The 18,484-nt window shown below is 52.2% G+C and carries 17 protein-coding genes and 1 tRNA gene; 5 read left to right on the plus strand and 13 right to left on the minus strand.

Going from position 1 to position 18,484, the window contains the following annotated elements:
* Positions 1-68: 68 nt before the first annotated feature.
* A complete protein-coding gene (gene porV / locus D3A97_RS23790) occupies positions 69-1,178 on the plus strand; it encodes a type IX secretion system outer membrane channel protein PorV (protein WP_119081078.1) in 1,110 nt (369 codons plus the stop codon).
* Positions 1,179-1,284: 106 nt separating this feature from the next.
* Here porV and D3A97_RS23795 read toward each other — a convergent pair whose 3' ends face one another.
* The 4 genes from D3A97_RS23795 to D3A97_RS23810 all read right to left on the minus strand — a co-directional run bounded on the left by D3A97_RS23795 (position 1,285) and on the right by D3A97_RS23810 (position 6,011).
* The gene (locus D3A97_RS23795) at positions 1,285-1,881 is read right to left on the minus strand and encodes a response regulator transcription factor (protein ID WP_119081079.1); all 597 of its coding nucleotides are present in this window, start codon (positions 1,879-1,881) and stop codon (positions 1,285-1,287) included.
* 14 nt (positions 1,882-1,895) lie between these two features.
* Positions 1,896-3,845, minus strand: coding sequence for a histidine kinase dimerization/phosphoacceptor domain -containing protein (locus D3A97_RS23800; protein WP_119081080.1), 1,950 nt, complete (start codon positions 3,843-3,845; stop codon positions 1,896-1,898).
* Between the two features lie 202 nt (positions 3,846-4,047).
* On the minus strand, positions 4,048-4,890 hold the full coding sequence (locus D3A97_RS23805; RefSeq protein ID WP_157986732.1) for a hypothetical protein: 843 nt from the start codon (positions 4,888-4,890) through the stop codon (positions 4,048-4,050).
* Positions 4,891-4,901: 11 nt separating this feature from the next.
* On the minus strand, positions 4,902-6,011 hold the full coding sequence (locus tag D3A97_RS23810; RefSeq protein ID WP_119081082.1) for an RCC1 domain-containing protein: 1,110 nt from the start codon (positions 6,009-6,011) through the stop codon (positions 4,902-4,904).
* A gap of 141 nt (positions 6,012-6,152) precedes the next feature.
* On the opposite strand from D3A97_RS23810, the gene D3A97_RS23815 reads away from it, so the two are divergent.
* Together D3A97_RS23815 and D3A97_RS23820 are read left to right on the plus strand one after the other, a co-directional pair.
* Positions 6,153-6,710 carry a dihydrofolate reductase family protein gene (locus D3A97_RS23815; protein ID WP_119081120.1) on the plus strand — a complete coding sequence of 186 codons (558 nt, stop codon included), beginning with the start codon at positions 6,153-6,155 and terminating at the stop codon, positions 6,708-6,710.
* Between the two features lie 63 nt (positions 6,711-6,773).
* Positions 6,774-7,136: a carboxymuconolactone decarboxylase family protein gene (locus D3A97_RS23820; RefSeq protein WP_119081083.1), complete on the plus strand. Its 363-nt coding sequence runs from the start codon at positions 6,774-6,776 to the stop codon at positions 7,134-7,136.
* A 61-nt stretch (positions 7,137-7,197) separates the two neighbouring features.
* Here the strand turns inward: D3A97_RS23820 and D3A97_RS23825 are convergent, their stop codons facing one another.
* From D3A97_RS23825 to D3A97_RS23835, 3 genes are all read right to left on the minus strand, one after another.
* Positions 7,198-7,416 (minus strand): hypothetical protein, encoded by a 219-nt coding sequence (locus D3A97_RS23825; protein WP_119081084.1) that lies wholly within the window; start codon positions 7,414-7,416, stop codon positions 7,198-7,200.
* A 595-nt stretch (positions 7,417-8,011) separates the two neighbouring features.
* Positions 8,012-8,095, minus strand: a tRNA-Leu gene (locus D3A97_RS23830).
* Positions 8,096-8,103: 8 nt separating this feature from the next.
* Positions 8,104-8,556 carry an iron-sulfur cluster co-chaperone HscB C-terminal domain-containing protein gene (locus D3A97_RS23835; protein ID WP_119081085.1) on the minus strand — a complete coding sequence of 151 codons (453 nt, stop codon included), beginning with the start codon at positions 8,554-8,556 and terminating at the stop codon, positions 8,104-8,106.
* A 39-nt stretch (positions 8,557-8,595) separates the two neighbouring features.
* Here D3A97_RS23835 and D3A97_RS23840 point away from each other — a divergent pair, with 39 nt between their 5' ends.
* Entirely contained in the window at positions 8,596-9,870 is a 1,275-nt protein-coding gene (locus D3A97_RS23840; RefSeq protein ID WP_232826065.1) for an NAD(P)-dependent oxidoreductase, read from the plus strand.
* On the opposite strand, the gene D3A97_RS23845 is transcribed toward D3A97_RS23840, so the two are convergent.
* The 3 genes from D3A97_RS23845 to D3A97_RS23855 are packed head-to-tail and all read right to left on the minus strand — an operon-like array spanning position 9,836 to position 12,890.
* Positions 9,836-10,555, minus strand: a complete 720-nt coding sequence (locus tag D3A97_RS23845; RefSeq protein ID WP_119081086.1) for a tRNA1(Val) (adenine(37)-N6)-methyltransferase — start codon at positions 10,553-10,555, stop codon at positions 9,836-9,838. The two genes, D3A97_RS23840 and D3A97_RS23845, sit on opposite strands and share 35 nt — an antisense overlap.
* 47 nt (positions 10,556-10,602) lie before the next feature.
* A complete protein-coding gene (gene tsaD / locus D3A97_RS23850; protein WP_119081087.1) occupies positions 10,603-11,607 on the minus strand; it encodes a tRNA (adenosine(37)-N6)-threonylcarbamoyltransferase complex transferase subunit TsaD in 1,005 nt (334 codons plus the stop codon).
* Positions 11,608-11,639: 32 nt separating this feature from the next.
* Positions 11,640-12,890, minus strand: a complete 1,251-nt coding sequence (locus D3A97_RS23855) for an ABC transporter permease (RefSeq protein ID WP_119081088.1) — start codon at positions 12,888-12,890, stop codon at positions 11,640-11,642.
* A gap of 106 nt (positions 12,891-12,996) precedes the next feature.
* Between D3A97_RS23855 and D3A97_RS23860 the strand changes: the two genes are divergently transcribed.
* Positions 12,997-14,580, plus strand: coding sequence for a peptide chain release factor 3 (locus D3A97_RS23860; protein WP_119081089.1), 1,584 nt, complete (start codon positions 12,997-12,999; stop codon positions 14,578-14,580).
* A 255-nt stretch (positions 14,581-14,835) separates the two neighbouring features.
* Here D3A97_RS23860 and D3A97_RS23865 read toward each other — a convergent pair whose 3' ends face one another.
* The 3 genes from D3A97_RS23865 to porG all read right to left on the minus strand — a co-directional run bounded on the left by D3A97_RS23865 (position 14,836) and on the right by porG (position 18,394).
* A complete protein-coding gene (locus tag D3A97_RS23865; protein ID WP_119081090.1) occupies positions 14,836-16,761 on the minus strand; it encodes a menaquinone biosynthesis decarboxylase in 1,926 nt (641 codons plus the stop codon).
* A gap of 197 nt (positions 16,762-16,958) precedes the next feature.
* Positions 16,959-17,279 (minus strand): hypothetical protein, encoded by a 321-nt coding sequence (locus D3A97_RS24965; protein WP_157986733.1) that lies wholly within the window; start codon positions 17,277-17,279, stop codon positions 16,959-16,961.
* A gap of 260 nt (positions 17,280-17,539) precedes the next feature.
* Complete coding sequence (gene porG / locus D3A97_RS23875) at positions 17,540-18,394, minus strand: type IX secretion system protein PorG (RefSeq protein WP_119081092.1); 855 nt, start codon at positions 18,392-18,394, stop codon at positions 17,540-17,542.
* Positions 18,395-18,484: the final 90 nt, after the last annotated feature.

Here is an 18,484-nt window from a genome sequence, read left to right on the forward strand (position 1 = left end):
CATTTTCCCCGGTGCCGCCAACGGTGCCGGGGAATCATTTTCTCATTGATTGATCATAACCAGTTGACATGAAATATGCTTTCTCTAAAAAACTGGCCTTCGCAGCGCTGATGCTGGGAGCACCTTTAAAAGGAATGACGCAAAACGTCAGTTCTATAGACATCGTGACCAATGCCGTACCCTTCCTCCGCATTTCTCCAGACGCAAGGGCCGGCGGAATGGGCGAAACAGGCATTGCCACATCGCCAGATGCCAACGCGCTTTTCTATAACCAGGCCAAAGCCGCGTTCTTCACCAATCCTAAAGGCGCTTCCGTTACGTACACGCCCTGGATGAAAGGCTACGGCGTAGACGGTATGTACCTGCTGAGCGCATCGGGGTACTACAAGCTGGACAGCACAGCGGCCATCACGGCGGGCATCCGTTATTTTGACCTGGGCAGCATTGAGCTGACGGATATTGACGGCAAACGGCTCGGCTACAGCAATCCCAATGAGTGGGCGGCCGAACTGGGCTACACCCGCCAGTTGGGCCGTAAATTGTCTATTGGCGTTGCTTTCCGTTTTATTTATTCCAACCTCGCTTCCGGGGCGGATGGTACCGGTGTTAATTACAAGGCCGGCTCTACTGTTGCGGGAGACCTCTCTCTTTTCTACAACGGCAGAAACGAAGAAGGTGAAGGCTGGAACTTTGGCGCGGCGTTAAGCAACCTCGGCGGCAAGATCGCCTATACAGACCAGGCATCGCAAAAAGAGTACATCCCCGCCAACCTGGGCATAGGGGCCAGCTATACCACGGTGCTCAGCGAGCAGCATGCTTTCACCTTCGGGCTGGACATTAACAAGCTACTGGTGCCCGCCGCTCCCGCGGCAGACTCCGCCAGTCTTGCCAAATACCGCAGCCAGAGCGTGGTAGGCGGCTGGTTTAAGTCTGCCGGCAACAAGGCTTACACGGCTTCTTTGGGTGTGGAATATGATTACCAGCACATGGTGTTCCTGCGCGCGGGGTATTTCTATGATGCCAGGAAGGAAGCCAACAGGCGGTATTTTACGCTAGGCGCGGGCTTTGCCTATAGCGTTGCCCGCATCAACATTTCTTATGCTGTTCCGGCAGGAAGCGACCTGAGCCGCAACCCGCTGTCTAACACCCTGCGCTTTGGCCTTGAGGTAGGCTTGTAGGTAGCGGCAAAAAGAAACGAGGATATATCTTCAGAAAATTTGAGATTTATGCCGGGCATTGTTCCCGGTGGGCAAATTACTTTTGATATGTCCTCGTTTTTTTGTTTTATACAAACTTCTGCCCGTTCTCCAGCGCCCACTTCAGCAGGGCGTTGTTCTCATCTTTCAGGCCCAGCTTCCGGCAGATCTTGTGCCGTTGGTTCTTCACCGTGTAGGGACTCAGGAACATGATCTCCGCAATTTCCTTGGTAGACTTGCGCAGGCTGATCAGCTGCACGATCCGTTGTTCGGCGGAACTGAGCTGCGCCGCGGCCGGTGTTTCCCCGCTGTTCTTCCTGGCCAGTTTTTCCATAATGAGCCGTACCCCGGCAAATAGCTGCATTTCATCTACGGGTTTGATGATATAGTTGGAGGCATCGGACTGTATGGCTTCTTCAATGATCTTTTTGTCGTTGTAAGACGAAATATAGAGCACCTCAAAACTATACTGTTGCTGAAGCGCCCGCACCAGCTGTATACCGCTGACAGTTTCTTCCAGGTTAATATCACAGAGCAGCAGGTGGGGCAATAGTTTGGGCATTGCTTCCTGCGCTTCCGCGGAAGAAATGGCGATGGCCGTTTCGCAATCGAAATGGGCCTTGAGCTGCTGTTCTATGAACCGGGCAATGATAATTTCGTCTTCCACGATCAACACACGCGTCATAATACATTCGTTTTTTACAGGTCTATAGGGAAAGTGAGTTCGTACGCAAGACCGGGGGCGGTATATTCAGACAGCTGCCCGTTCATTTGCCGTACCAGGTCTTTCACCAGAGACAGGCCTATGGAAGAACTGTTGGCATGCGGCCGCTGGGGCCCCGTTCCGTTATCTGAATACCGGCAAACGATCACGCCTTTCATTTTAATGGCGGAAATCTGGATCAGCCCCGTTGATACGTGCGCGAAGGCATATTTAAAGGAATTGGTCAGCAGTTCGGAAATAACGAGTGAAAAATACAGCGCCTTCCGGCTGCTTAACTGTATCCCTTCATCAAAATCCGTTCTTATCAGCACCGGCCGCTGGGTATCGTAGATCTGTTTGATATTGGCGGCCATTTCTCTGGTGAGGTCTTCCAGGTTCACCAGTTGCAGCTCTTCCAGGTGGAAAAACCGTCTGTTCACCAATATCATGGCCTTGATCCGGTTGATATTGCTGGTCAGTATATCCCGGGAGGCCCGGTCTTTAATACCCGGCAGCTGCAGGCTGATCAGGCTGTACAGAAGCTGTAGGTTATTTTTAACACGGTGGTTCAGCTCGTTGATAAGGATGGCGATCTTTTGGTTCCTTTCCGCCAGCGCCCTGTTTTTCAGGGTAAGCCGGGCATTGTTGTTATTCAGCTCCGCCGTTTGCTGCTTCACTTTTTCTTCGAGGAGTGTCTTTTGATGCTCCTGCAGCCGGTTCAGTTTTTCCAGTGCCAGCTGCTTTTCCTTTTCTGTTCTTTGCTGGCTTTTGGCCAGGCCGGCAAACAGCATGAAGAAAATGCTGATGATCATGATGCTGGACATGTAGGTGATATTCACGAACGCCTGTTCCCGCAACACAATGATCCGCACGGACACGAACAGGCAGGAAGCCACGAACATCAGTATGCCGTAAGCCAGGTACTTCTGCGTGGGATCGAGCCGGGGCCAGAACCTCACCACTACCACGGCCGCAAAGCCAATGTGCAGTGCGTAAGACCCCAGGTTCAGGAAATTCATGAACGCAAAATTGCCGGTAAAGTAATTGATGATGAAACTGATCCCGGAAAACACGGCTATGGACCACACGGCTATCATGCTGCCGAGGTATAAACGGGGGGATTGGGCGCGGACCTGCCAGAAATTGACCGTTAACATGTACAGGCCTATCATGCCTACGTGTACAAAGTGGATGTTGAACAACCACCCGATGGCGGGCGCTTCCGGGAAAAACCATGCTATAAAATACCCGCTGGGGCACAGGTTGTAAAAGGTAACGGCTGCAATGGTCAGCAGCAGCCAGCCGTAAGTGCTGTTGCGGGTGGCAAACCAGCATAAAAGGGTATAGAGCACAAAGATCCATAACACGCCCTGCAGGCGCAGCTCCATGGCCTCATCCTGCTGCTGCCGCCGAAAAAAATCATAGCTGTCCTGTACCGTAAAATCAAAGCGGGGTACGTAATGTTTGGTATGTTCTACCTTCAGCAGCAAGGTGCAGCTGTCTGCCGGCAGCCCGGCGGGCAGGGAGGCCCAGAAGCGGCCGTCTCCCCTGGCCAGCTGGCTCCGCTTGCGGAAGGCGCCTGCCTGTTTATGCAGCACGCAGCGGCCGGCCTTGTAAATATAGATATCTACATAGGTCAGGTTGCTGAAGGAAAGAACGCTGGTGCCCACCGGCCCGGCAATGGCGGGCAAGGGAGCGGTAAGCCAGTAAATGCCGGTTTTGTTCTGTAGCGGGAAATGCTGCAGGGGCCTGAAGACAGGCAGTTGGGAAAGAGCGGAGGCCGCGGTGGCTTTGCCGCTGCTGTCTTCCCACACGAAAAGGTGCGCGGCAAGATGGGCTATCTCCGGCTCAGGCGCTGCAGTCCGGGAACCGGAGGTACAGGAAAGCAAAATGACGGGAATAGCCAATAGTACGAAGCACAGGTATAGCGGCGGCCTTAAACTCATTACTGAACTGGGTTCTGCACCGTTAGTGGAGAACGCTTATCGGCGCGAAAGTAGCAAAAATTAGTTGTTTGTTCACCTTAACATTCAATTTAAAAGCACCTGACACCGTTCAAGGCCTGAGGCGAGATGCCTTTCTTCTTGCAGCACGGGGAGGATTTATACCTATACCGCAAGCCTGCCCGGTGCGGGCAGGCTTTTTTGATTATTCTGCGGTATATTCATAGGAAAGCACACTTTCGAAGTCCTCCTGCGGTGGGATGATCGTTTTTCTCAGCTGGTTTTGCCTGTTCAGCGTTCCATTGTCATGATACACCCTTCCTGATGCAGCAGTAGTTTCATGCCGTTTTTTTATACCGTTTTGATCATATACATAAAACGTTATCAACTCGCTGTAGAAAGTGGCTATAAAATCATGTTCCAGTAATTGATTGAACGCATCAAGCCCGGGTATGCTGTCTTTTTCAGATACGCTATAGATGGTCTCGGAAAATTTCCACAAGCCCAATCCACCGGTCTTCCAGCTTGTTTGCTCTTTCAGGGCGCCGTTTGCAAAGTAGCTGAAGTTGGTACGGGTGATCAGGGTACCGTCTGTCTCTTTTGATTCTGTTTTTATCAACTGGCTCTGCCCGTTATAGGAATGTTCTTCATAGTCAGGCCGGGTTATTCCGGGCGGAGGCGGCCCATCCAGGTAGGTATAATCAAACCTCACCGGAAGGCCCCTGGCATCACAGGCGATTACTTTTCTTTCTAACGGGATATCTCCCGGGTTTCTGTATGTAGCCGTTTGTGCGGGGAATCCCTGGGCATTATAGGAAATCGCTACATAAGTCAGCAGCGCCCCATCTCCGGAGAAAAAATCCATACGGGTCAACCTGTCATCAGCATCGTAGTGAAATTTGGCCGCGGGCTTACCGTTTCCATATACTGTGGAAAGTAAAATTTTATCCTCTTGCGGGGGAGGAAGATCATCCTTCTTTTTTTTACTGCAGGAACAAATAAGCACAGCGATAATAAAAGGCAGTAATAGTCTGTATTGTGTTTTCATCTTCAGCTATTTTATTGAAGGCTCATTTTTACAAACAGTTTGCGCAGCAGGTTGGTGCCATCTCCCAGCTGCCCATGCGTATTGGCGCCGCATCCCCAAAAACTGTTGTCCATTTTTATGACATGGCTATGATTGTTTCCTGCTTCAACCATCATCACGCTTTCCAGTATCTTTATAGTCGTTTGTTTGTTGTCTGTTGTACCATCCCCCAATTGCCCAACGCCGTTAAATCCCGTGGCCCAAAGCGTATTGTCGGTTTTGAGTATAAGTGTTTGGGAAAACCCGGAAACCTCCTTTACATCGTCCAATATTTTCACAAGCGTCTTTCTGTCCGTTGTAGTGCCATCTCCCAATTGTCCGGAAGAGTTGTTGCCACAGGCCCAAAGGCTGTTGTCTGGTTTAATGGCAAAACTGCTGAGCGCACCTGCGGTTATCCATTTTACATCATCCGTCATTTTTTGGGGTGTCCACCTGTCTGTAGTAGTTCCATCTCCCAACTGGCCATCGTCATTTCTCCCGCATGCCCAAAGCGTATTGTCAGTTTTTAGTATCAGCGTATGGCTCCTGACGCTGGACACCTGCAATACATTATCTAATATCTTTACCGGAACAGGTATATTGGTAGTAGTGCCATCTCCCAGCCTGCCATTTTTATTTTCCCCAACTGACCAGAGGCTGTTGTCTGTTTTTATGATAAAACTATAGCGCTCGCCGGCCTCCATGGCTTTAACGCCGGTCATTACCTGTACGGGAATGGTTTGTGGAACAGCAGTACCGTCACACAATTCTCCGTGCAGGTTATTGCCGCATGCCCAAAGCGTATTGTCAGTTTTCAGGAACAGGCTGTGTGAATAACCTGCCGCAATGGCCTTTACGTTATCCAGCACTTTTACCGGGGTATTCCTGGCTGTCAGCGAACCATCTCCCAGTTGCCCTGTGCCGTTAAATCCCGTTGACCAGGCGGTTCCATCCGCTTTAAGTATTAAAGTATGATTGTCGCCCACGCTTATTTGCAAATTGGCGCCATCAGGCGGCGAAGGGGTGACTTTCCTGTTTTTGCCGCAGGAGAAAATTATTACTGCGCTAATAAGCAGCAGCAATGATCTATGTAGATGTTTCATGTGCTTTTTATTGATTTGGGGCAGGCCTTTATTTTGGGGTATTTAAACTTTTATGTAGATAAAGTTATGAACCGGAAAGGGGTTATATTTAAGTTTTCAATGAATGGATGGATAATTTCAACCAAACCTAAAAACGATCAAATGAGGAACCTGATCTTCGGCATCAATATTACTTTGGATGGCTGCTGTGACCATACCAAAGGCTATCCTAATGAAGAGTTACATGAATATTTCACGGACATCATGCAGGAAGCTGACCTGGTCGTTTATGGCCGTAAAACCTATGAGCTGATGGTTCCCTTCTGGCCAAACGTTGCAAGGAACAAGTCTGGCGGAACAAAAGCGATGAACGACTTTGCCCAAAAGTTTGACGTTATCAACAAACTTGTTTTCTCACGGTCTTTGAGCAGCGTTGAAGATAAGAACACGAGGATTGCCAGTACAGGCCTCCGGGAGGAAATACTTAAATTAAAACAGGAAGAGGGCAAAAAAATCATGACCGGCGGGGTTGACCTTCCTTCACAATTGATTGAGCTGGGGCTGGTGGATGAATATGTTTTTGTTATTCACCCGCTGGTGGCGGGAGAAGGGAGGCGGTTGCCGGACACTGGCAAGCTGCAGCAGCAGTTGCGGTTGAGCCTTGTTGAGTCTAAGGTATTCGAATCGGGGCATGTTGCGCTTCGGTATTTGAAGGAATGAGAAATGAGACATGTTGTTACGCTTGCGGGCGGTTTTCTTTAACTTAGGAAAAATCCATGCTTTATGAAGGAATACCAGACTCCCAAAGACCGCAGGTACACGGAAACCTTGCTGAATGCAGCCAGGCAGGAATCTGCCGCATTTATGAACCTGAAACACACCGCAGAGCGGAAAGACGGCGCCATCCCCGCCAAGTACCGGGAGTTGATGTCGATTGCCGTAGCGCTGACCACCCAATGCGCTTACTGTATTGAATCTCACATGCAGAACGCCGTACGTGAAGGCGCCACAAAAGAAGAAATTGCGGAAACGGTGTTCATCGCTGCCGCGTTGCGGGCCGGCGGAGCAGTGGGGAACGGATTGCTGGCCATGCGCCTGTTCGATGAGATCGGTTCTGTTGCCACCACCGGCCCTGGTGGCGAATAAGGCCGGCAAAATAAAAAAAGGGGCGCACCCATTTACAGATGCGCCCCACCCCCAGTATACATTACAGACGCGGGAGCACCCCGCCAAGCAAGCTGCCAAGGAGGTTGGTAACCGTACCGACCAAACCGCTCAACAGGCCGCCCACAATGGGAATGCCGTTTAGCAGGCCGCTCAGGTCAGGAAGGCCCGGCATGCCGGGAAGTGCGCCGCCATTGATGTCTTTTGCTTCCGTTGCATTCAGTTCTGTGCAACCGTAATTCCTGGTTTTCAGTTGTTCCATTTTTATAGGATTTGGTTAAAAAAAGCCTGACAGGGTGATGGTTCCATGGAATGAAGCAGCGGGATAATGCGGCATTTGAAGCTGTGCAACTGCATTCACATGATGGTACAATAAAACGTTGATGCGGTTTCTTTCAGGCAGGAATAAACAGCGGGTGTACAGGCCGTTGCTTTCGGGTTGCGTTACAGGATAACCGGAAAGGCGGGATTATTTCGTTGATACGGGTGGTTACCCGGCCTCCATTGGAGATGTACTAAAATTAAACGATCCGCCGCTGTTCATTTCGTTCATTTTTAATAGAAGATGTTCAGTTTTGTTCAGGGATATATCAAATGGGACAACGGCAAAATGCTGCTATCCCAATTTTTACAAGGCGATAAGAAGCCGATAAGAAGGCGATAAGCCGGGGGAACCAAGCCGATAACAAGGCGATAAGAAGGCGGCGGCCTGTTGCTATGTCAAACGCCCAAACCATCACTATAATATTGATTATCAGCACTTTTGTGCCTTTCTCCAACTTGATCCGTTATCACTCAGGCCATCAATCAAAAAAGGTTCACTTTCGTGAACCTTTTTTTTTATTTTTTAAGTACCGTGCCCAGAACAGGAATCGAACCTGCACTCCGTTGCCGAAACAAGATTTTGAGTCTAGCGCGTCTACCAGTTCCGCCATCTGGGCAATCACGATCATAAAACCTGATCGCGGGATGCAAATGTAGATAATCTCTCCATTATCCGCAACAAATATTTTTGCTTGAAATGCAGCTCTTTCAGCTCCTGCAGTTTGGCCGGGGTCAGCTCCCCTACCGGCTGTACTTCCTCCCAAAGCCGGGCCTGCATCTTCTCCATCTGCTGCCTGAACTTCCGCACCTCCGTTTCAGGCGCCGCCTCCAGCGCAAACAACCGCTCGTTGAGCGGCATCATTTCCATCATGAACATATGCGGCAGCTGCATTTTTTCCCCCGGCCGCAATACACCTTTCAGCTCCAGCACGTAAGCCAGCAGCTGCTGCGGGTCTGCCAGCGTTTCATAGGCCGCCCTGTTCTCGTCCGAGCCGGGCAGGCCCAGGTACCGCTGCTGCAAAAGGCCGTCTTGCACCACTACGGATACCGGTATATCAAACAATTCAAAGTAATTCATGCCACTGTCCTGATTTTGCTAAAATGCAAATTTACAGTAATGTTGCATGCATTCGTTGACAATACCCTAAACAATCTCATGGCAGACCAGTACCTTCATATCGGGCTTATCAGGGAGGAAAAAATTCCGGAAGACAACCGGGTGGCTTTTACCCCGCTGCAGTGCCAGTGGATCATGACGCATTACCCCCACGTGAGCATTACCGTACAACCCTCCCCCCACCGCTGCTTTAAAGACGACGAGTACGCCGCGGCCGGCATCCGGCTGGCGGAAGACCTTTCTCACTGCAACATATTACTGGGTATTAAAGAGGTACCGGTAGCAAAGCTGCTGCCTGGAAAGACCTATCTTTTCTTTTCCCACACCAAAAAGCAGCAGCCGCAAAACCAGGCTATGCTCCACAGCATCCTGGAAAAGAACATCACCCTCATAGATTATGAATGCCTGGTGCATGAAGACGGGCAGCGCATACTGGGCTTCGGCTTTTTTGCGGGCGTGGTGGGCGCGCATAACGGCCTGCTGGAATACGGCCGCCGCATGGGCCAGTTCAACTTCAAACGGGTACACGAATGCCACGATTTCCAGGAGCTGATCACCCATTACTTCGGCGTCAAACTGCCGCCGCTGAAAATTGTGGCCACAGGCTCCGGCCGGGTAACGGCGGGCATCCTGGAAGTAATGGGGCTGCTGGGCATCAAATACATTCCGCCGGAAGAGTACCTCATCAACAACTACGCCTACCCGGTATATACCCAGCTGAAAGCCGGGGAACTATACCTCCGGAAAACAGATAAAACCTATAGCCGGGAAGATTTTCACGCCAACCCCGGCGCGTACGACTGCAAATTTCTGCCCTATGTGACCTGCAGCGACATCCTGGTGAACGGCATCTACTGGGACAAGAACATTGAACGCCTTTTTGAGTGGGAAGACCTGGCTAAAGACAACTTCCGCATCAAGGTAATAGCGGACGTAACAGACGACAAGAACGGCTCCATTCCCTGCAACCTCGGAGACGGCACCATTGAAGCCCCCTCCTACGGCGTAAACCGCTACACGCGCGAAAGAACGGCCCCCTATCATGAAGACGCCGTTACCATGATGTGCGTGGGCAACCTGCCCAACGAGCTGCCGCGGGATGCCTCGCAGTTCTTTGGCGATCACCTCATGAAATATGTGTTTGACGAACTGATGAAAGACAGCAGTGAAATGATAGAAAAGGCCACCATCACCCGCAACGGCAGCCTCACCAAAAGGTATGCCTACCTGGAAGCGTACGCTACAGGTACAGGTAGTAATCCTTCAGCAGCGTAACGAACGGCGGGGTGTATTGCCGGTGCTCATCATGGATCACCAGTTTGCCGGCATGCAGGTTTCCCGCCGGCCCAAAAATGCCTACGCAGCGGAACGGCGCGTGAGCGGGCGTTTGCTGTATTTCCAGCAGCTCCCGCAAGGTAAAGCCTGCCTCCTCACCCAGGCGCCGGAACCGCTCAAACTCCCCCGACGGTAATAACACGGAAAATGAACCTTCAGGCGCCAGCAACTGCCGTATGGCCGCCAATAGTTCCGCGTGCCCCAGGGAAACGGTGTGCATGGCCGCTGTACGCCGTTGCCGCGGCCCTTGCAGATTGTTCTCGAAAAAGGGCGGGTTGGTGATGATGAAAGAATAAGCGGCCGCCGGACGGAAGTCTTTTATATCTGTGTGGAATACCTGCAGATGGTGCGGCCACGGTGATGCAGCAAAGTTTTCCCCTGCCTGCTGCGCAGCCGTAGCGTCCAGTTCTACGGCATCTATGGCATAACGGCCGCGCTGCGCCAGCATGAGGGCCAGCAGCCCGGTGCCGGTGCCAATATCCAGCACCCGTTGAACACCGGGCAGGCGGGTTTGCAGGTACGCGGCGGTGAAGGCGCCCTGGATGCAGGCGTCTGTGCAGACCTTCATGGCGCTCCCGGCCTGCTGCACGGTGAATTGTTTGAATTGGAAGAAAGCGTTACCCATCGTAGAAGCACTTTAACAAACGTGGCTGACTGATGCCTGGCCTCCGCCTAAAACACCGCTCTTGCGCTCGGCACCGCGTCCATACCAGTAAACTCGCCCGCCAGGTATTTGTAGTGGGCGGCAATGGCTATCATGCCCGCGTTGTCCGTGCAGTATTCAAATTTCGGGATGTACGTGTTCCAGCCGTGTTTGGCGCCGTATTCCGCCAGCGCCTTGCGCAGGCCGGAGTTGGCGCTGACGCCGCCGGCAATGCCTATTTCCGTTACGCCTGTTTCCATGGCGGCTTTCACCAGCTTGTTCATCAATATGGTGATGATGCGGTGCTGGATGGACGCGCAGATGTCTGCCATATTACGCTCCGCAAAATCAGGGGCTTTGGCCCTGTTTTCCTGCAAGAAATAGAGGATGGCGGTCTTCAGGCCGGAGAAGCTGAAATTCAGCCCGGGTATCTGCGGCTCGGGGAACCTGAAGCGCATGGCATTACCGGTTTGCGCATATTTGTCTATGAGCGGGCCGCCGGGGTACGGCAGGCCCAGCAGTTTGGCGCTTTTATCAAATGCCTCGCCCGCCGCGTCATCCAGCGTTTCACCAATGATCCGCATCCGCAGCGGGCTTTCGCAATAAACGATCTGGGTATGGCCGCCGGAAACGGTGAGGCAGAGAAAAGGAAATGAAGGTTTGGGATCTTCTATGAAATTGGCCAGCACATGGGCCTGCATGTGGTGAACGCCTATGAGCGGCACCTCCAGCGCCAGGGCCATTGATTTGGCAAAACAGCTGCCTACCAGCAGGGAACCGATGAGGCCGGGACTTTGGGTAAAGGCCACCGCGCTGAGGTCTGCGGGCTGCATGCCGGCCTTGCGGAACGCCAGGTCCACCACGGGCACAATATTCTCCTGGTGCGCGCGGGAGGCCAGCTCCGGCACCACGCCGCCGTACTGTTCATGCACGGTCTGGTTGGCAATGATGTTAGACAGTACCTTGCCGTCCGAGATCACGGAGGCGCTGGTTTCATCGCAAGATGACTCTATGGCTAGAATATTTACGGGCATACGAGGCGCAAAGGTACCACATTTAGCGGTATCTAGTTACTCCTGATGGCCACCACCGGGTCAAGCCGGCTGGCGGAAAACGCCGGGATAAACCCGGCTACAATGCCCACAATAGCAGAAATGGAAAAGCCCAGGATGATGTTGCCGGTAGACAGCCCTATGGTAAAGCTGGAGAACATATTTTTGGCGATCAGCGTGCCGCTGAACACCAGCAGCAGCCCCAGCCCCCCTCCGATGAGGCAAAGCAGGATGGCTTCCAGCAAAAATTCAAGCAGTATAATGCCGGGGCGCGCGCCAATGGCTTTTTTGAGCCCGATGATGTTCGTTCTTTCCTTCACGGTTACAAACATGATGTTGGCAATGCCGAAACCGCCTACGATCAGGGCAAAACCGGCTATCAGCCAGCCGGCCGTGTTCAGTACCCCGAAAACGGATTCCAGTTCGCCCTGTACCGTGGTGATCTCGTTCAGGGCAAAATCATTGTCTTGCGTGGGTTTGAGCCGGTTAATGGCGCGCATGGCGCCGGTGAGGTCATCTTTCATCTGGCCCAGGGGAATGTCTGCCCGGGCGCGGATCATATAAAACGGGTCTGCAAAACGTCTTTCATCCACAATAGTACGGGCAAACAGGTAAGGCATGATCACCGTATTATCCCCGAAAACGCCGCCCAGCATGCTTTCCCCCTTTCTTTTGAGAGCGCCCACCACCTTTACGTTACGGCCGGAAAAACGGACTATTTTGCCCACGGCCGCTTCGGGGCTGAAAAACAGCCCTTCCCAGATATTGGCGCCCAGCACCACCACGTTGCTGCCGGCGGTCAGCTCGGAGGGACTGAAATACCGGCCCGAGGCAATATCCATAGTCTGCATCTTGTCAAGGTCCATGGTAGTGGCCAGCAGCTCCACGTTCTCCATATAATCCGGCCCGTACTCTATTTTACGGCCGCCGGAAGAAAAAAGGAAGGTCACCGCATCGGCCGTGCTCACCTTTTCCTTGATGGCCTTCATTTGCGAATACTCGGGCTCCGGCCGGTTCACGTACTTCCACCACTCTCCATCCCCATCCCACGGCCATTTTTGCAGGTACACCACGTTGGTGCCCATAGATTTCAGGTCGTTCCGGATGGAGCTTTCCATACTGTCCGTTACCGTCAGCACGGCAATAATGCAGAAGATGCCGATGGTGATGCCCAGCAGGGACAAAAACGTGCGGAGTTTGTTCACCCGCAGCTCCTGCAGGGCCATTTTCAGGCTGTTCAGCAATATTTTGAGGGTAGAAAGCATATTCCAAATTTAGTATATAATGTAATGCAAGCCATATGCTTGTGAAGAAAGGTCGTAAACCCGGGTTTTCGGAGGAAATATGTACCTTTGCAGCCATTTATAAAAGATGAAATACCTGAACGAGATCAATAAAAGGAAATCCTTTGCCATTATTGCCCACCCGGATGCGGGTAAAACCACGCTCACAGAAAAGTTCCTGCTTTTTGGCGGCGCCATCCAGACTGCGGGTGCGGTAAAGTCTAACAAGATCAAAAAACATACTACGTCAGACTTCATGGAAATTGAACGCCAGAGGGGTATCTCCGTGGCCACTTCCGTGATGACCTTTGAATACAGGGATATATTGGTGAACCTGCTGGATACCCCCGGCCACAAAGACTTTGCGGAAGATACCTACCGTACGCTCACCGCGGTAGACAGCGTGGTGCTGGTAATTGACTGCGTGAAGGGCGTGGAGGAACAAACCAAAAAGCTCATGGAAGTGTGCCGCATGCGCGATACGCCCGTGATCATTTTTGTCAACAAGCTGGACCGCGACGGTAAAAACCCCTTTGACCTGCTGGACGAACTGGAAGAACTGCTCAACATCAGGGTGCGCCCGCTCAGCTGGCCCATCAACATGGGTAAAGACTTCAAGGGCGTATATAACCTGTATGACAAGAGTTTTGTATCCTTTGCCGCCAACAGGAAGGCTACGGACGAAGACATTGTACCCATGGCGGACCTGGCCAGCGAACAGGTAGACGAACTGTTCAACGCGCAGGACGCGGCGCAGCTCCGGAACGACGTGGAACTGATAGAAGGGGTATACGATGCCTTTGACAAACAGCCTTACCTGGAAGGCAAGCTGGCCCCCGTGTTCTTTGGCAGCGCCGTAAACAACTTTGGCGTAAAAGACCTGCTGGACACCTTTGTGGAAATTGCCCCCACCCCGCGGGACCGGGAGGCTACCACCCGCACCATCAAGGTAACGGAAGACAAATTCTCCGGCTTCATCTTCAAGATACACGCCAACCTCGATCCCCGCCACCGTGACAGGATCGCGTTCCTGCGGGTATGCTCCGGCAAGTTCGAAAGGAATAAATATTTCCGTCATATCCGGCTGGACAAGGATGTACGCTTCGCCAACCCTTACAGCTTCCTGGCGCGGGAAAAAAATATTGTAGACGATGCCTACCCCGGCGATGTGGTGGGCCTGTTCGATACCGGCAACTTCAAAATAGGCGACACGCTCACGGAAGGCGAAAAATTCTACTTCACCGGTATTCCCAGCTTTTCTCCTGAACTGTTCAAGGAACTGGTGAACAAAGACCCCATGAAAACCAAACAGCTTGAAAAAGGCATTTCCCAGTTAACGGACGAAGGGGTGGCCCAGCTCTTCACCCAGCACAACGGCAACCGCAAGATCATTGGTTGCGTGGGAGACCTGCAGTTTGAAGTAATTCAATACCGCCTGCTGCAGGAATACGGCGCCTCCTGCCAGTTCAACACCCTGCCCTTTTACAAGGCCTGCTGGATAACGGGCGATAAAAAGAAGCTGGAAGAATTTATCCGCTTCAAGGGCGCCAACGTGGTGGAAGATAAAGACGGGCACCTGGTGTACCTGGCCCAGTCAGAATGGTACCTGAACACGGAAAGGGCCAACAACCCCGACATTGAGTTCCACTTCAGCTCTGAAATTCACAAGTAATAACAGGAACGGCGCCTTAACAGGCGCCGTTTTCATGTACGACCAACTCAATTATTGCGTGAAATAAAGATGGTTACAAAAGTAACCGCCCCCGCCCGCAAGGGTTTACGATTTCGGGAAACACATTTGCGAAATGCGGAAAAATAAAAAGCGGCTGTATCCGGGCATAAAAAAGGCCGGTCATCGCAGACCGGCCTGATTGATATTATTCTACAGCGCCGCTATCACCAACATCTGTAGTGTAAAAATATAGTTCTACAGCGCCACTACAGCCCCGTCCCCATATATCTGCTGTTTATATTTTAACGATGGTGAAGGCAGGAAAGGCCCCAGGCCCAACTGGCCCCATTTTTCGTCTATGGCCTTGATGGTGGCATCGTCTGCTACAATGATGTTGGGCCAGTCACGCTGAAAATCATCGTGCTCTTTTGTTTTGATAGTACCGTCCAGGCCCAGGCAGGCGGTTACCTTGTGAGGGTTGCGGCTGGAGGGGACCTCTGTAAGGATATTGTCCCGCTTGGGGTCCAGGTTATTGCAGAACCGCCAGAGCGCCGAGGGCAGGTCTGCCGCGTCTACCGTATGTTCTACGTACAGCACCATTTTAACGCCTTCCATACCGGGTTGCGCGCAGAGTTGCGAGTGCAGCTCCCGTACATGGTTGCGGCGGCTTTTTTCTACTGCTACGATGATGCAGGGAATGCCTGCCTGCAGCAACGAGGCGTTCACCTGTTTTATTTCCGGGAAAGCGGCTTTGAGGGCGGCTTCGTTCACGGCGGGCGTAAAAACGCCATCGTCAAACCGCTCGTCTTTCTCTTCTTCATGTTTGGCGGTGCCATCTATACACATCTTCCCGCCAAAGCCCATGCGGGAGCAGGAATGGTCCAGCACATCCATAGGGCCCTGGCTGAAGTACACGTCTGTAGCCGGGTTCAGGTTCCTGAAGGCGTACTGCGCCAGTGCTTTGTAGTCGGCAATGCGTGTGCCCGTATCCGTTACGGCCAGAATTTTATTGAACATCATCTGCCCTGCGCCCCACATGGCGTTCATGACCTTCTGGGCCTGCCCGGGATAGTCTTTGGCTATCTGCGCAATAACCAGGTTGTGGAACACCCCTTCCACCGGCATTTCCATATCAACAATTTCGGGTACCAGCGTCATCTTGATGGGCGCCAGGAAGATCCTTTCCGTGGCCTTCCCTATCCAGGCGTCTTCCTGCGGGGGAATGCCTACAATGGTGGAGGGGTACACGGCGTCTTTACGGTGGGTGATGGCGGTAACATGGAAGCGGGGGTACCAGTCTGCCAGGGAATAGTACCCGGTATGGTCCCCAAAGGGGCCTTCCCATATCAGCTCTTCGTGCGGCTCTACATATCCTTCTATCACAAAATCCGCATCTGCCGGTACTTCCAGCTCGGGCTGGGTGATGCATTTCACCAGCTCTACTTTCTTTTTACGCAGAAAGCCCGCCAGCATGTATTCATCTACGTTCTCCGGCAGCGGTGCGGTGGCGGAATAGGTGTACACGGGGTCTCCCCCCAGCACTACCGCCACAGGCATGCGTTTGTTCAGCTTTTTGTATTCGGAAAAATGTTTGGCGGATACCTTGTGTTTATGCCAGTGCATGCCCGTCATGTCTTTTTCAAACACCTGCATGCGGTACATGCCTACGTTGCGGGAGCCGGTATGCGGGTCTTTGGTGTGGATCACCGGCAGGGTGATGAAGGGGCCGCCATCTTTAGGCCAGCAGGTCATTACCGGCAGCTTCCCCAGGTCTGGCGAGGCCATCACCACTTCCTGGCAGGCGCCCTTGCCACCCACCACCTTCGGCATCCAGGATGCGAATTGCCCCAGCTTGGGCAGCATCTGCAATTTATCTATGATGCTCTCCTTGGGTTTGGACAGCATTTTGAACAAGGTCTCTATTTCACGGGCCACATCATCCAGCTCCTGCACGCCCAGCGCCATGCACATGCGGCGGTAGCTGCCCATGGAGTTGATCAGCACGGGAAAATCGTACCCCGTATTCTCGAACAGCAGGGCCTTGCCGCCGTCAGGAGATTTGCTGATACGGTCCGTTATTTCCGCTATTTCCAGCTTCGGGTCTACATACGTGCTGATACGCACCATTTCTCCCGCTTTTTCAAGCGTGTCTATAAAATGCCTGAGATGCTTGTATGCCATAGGTCCATGCTTTCGTTCAAGGCACAAAAGTACGGCGGTTCAGGCACATAAAAAAAGACCCCGGAAAACCGGGGCCCAGGGGTTGTGAGTAAAACAATCGGGATAAAAAAAGTGGAAAAAAGGGGCCGCTGAAAAGCGGCCCGGTCCAAGTTATTGTGACAACAAGAATAAATTAGGTTAAAACGGAAGGTGCAATGTTAGTTACCGAACACAATTACACCAGATACCCTTGGCCTGCGCGGAAGCGGGGGCGGCGGAGGCGGGTAAGGATAGCGCGGCCGTACCACCACTACTCTTTCTGCACGGTAGCAATCGTCCCTTCTGTAGTCACGATGCTTGTACTTCTTGTGCTTGTAATGGCCGTGCCCGTGCCCCCTGCCGCGGCGGTCGTGATCGTCGTCATGATAATGACGTTCCGAATACACCGTGCGCACCGGGTAACGGTCGTGGCCCCGTCTCTGTGCCTGCGTTGCATAGGTTGCTCCCAGGAGGAGCATTACCAGAAGTAGCTTCTTCATAGCCTGCTGTTTTAAAATTGGTTTTTCTGCGTCCGTTGATCCCCTTTTTTTGTTGGCGGACGGACTTGCAAGCTTAAATCCAAGAAGTATGCCAATATGGTTGTTGCCGCTGTAACGCTTGATGGGAAAGGGTTTTAGGACAACAAAAACATCACTATAAAAAAAGACTGCCAATAAAAGCAGTCTTTTCCTTTTTTTCTATGTGGACTTGATTGGGGGTGTGATAATCTCTTATCAACAACCATCATGCCAAATAATATCTACATTTTGAAACAGCGGGAGAAGTTGGTGCTGCGCCTGCCGCCGGAGCCGCTTCCAAAGCGGTACATTACGGTGAGGCCGGAGAAAGTGTACCAGTCTTTGTATTTGGCGGAGCCGCGTTGCGCGCCATCTAGCGGGTAAGTGCCCAGGGGGCCTTTGCCCGGCTCGTCTCCCCGGTAAGCCATGTCTACCGCCAGCTGGCCTCTTTCCGCCAGCAGCGTGTTCTGGTCTACGTAACCGGTGCTGACATCATCCAGGTAATCTGTGAAAGTGGGGCGCAAGCCTATTTCCACACCAACGGTCCACCGGTCTGTAAAAAGGTATTTGAACCCTACGCCAAACGGAATGGCTACCTGGTGCAGGGCGTACTGGTTGCCCCTTTCAGGGTACTGCGGCAGGCCCTGCCCTTCCGTGCTCAGGCGGCGCAGCGGTATTTTGTTGCCGGCGGTGTCTCTTGCCCAGGGGTAAAAACTGAATACGGCCACCCCGCCGAAAATATAAGGCGTGAATCCTTTATCGTCTATATCCAGGATGTTCCACTCAGCGCCTATCTGGCCTTCCCAGAGGTTGGACTGGAAACTCAGGTTCCTGGCCTGCAGCGCTACGCTTTCATTCGTTTCATCTGCCGCGGCTATCATACCAAAACTGAACCCCGCCCTCAGGGTGAGGTAGCGGTTCATATCCTTCTTCACCATTAAACCTACCATTGGTTTGGTATACCGGAAGTCCACGCGTTTTTCTGAAAGGTCCCCGCTATAGTTACTGATACCGCCTATGAGGCCTACATGCCAATCTTGTGCTGTACTGATAAAAGGGGCAGAGATGAATAAAACAAACCCGATGATCTTTTTCAAGGTTGTATGGTTTTAACAGGTTACCGATTATTAGAACGCTGTAATGCCGTTTAAAGTATTTACATGTACCATAACCGGGGACTAAATTAT

The organism is Chitinophaga alhagiae (assembly GCF_003568665.1).
Taxonomy (GTDB): Bacteria; Bacteroidota; Bacteroidia; order Chitinophagales; family Chitinophagaceae; genus Chitinophaga; species Chitinophaga alhagiae.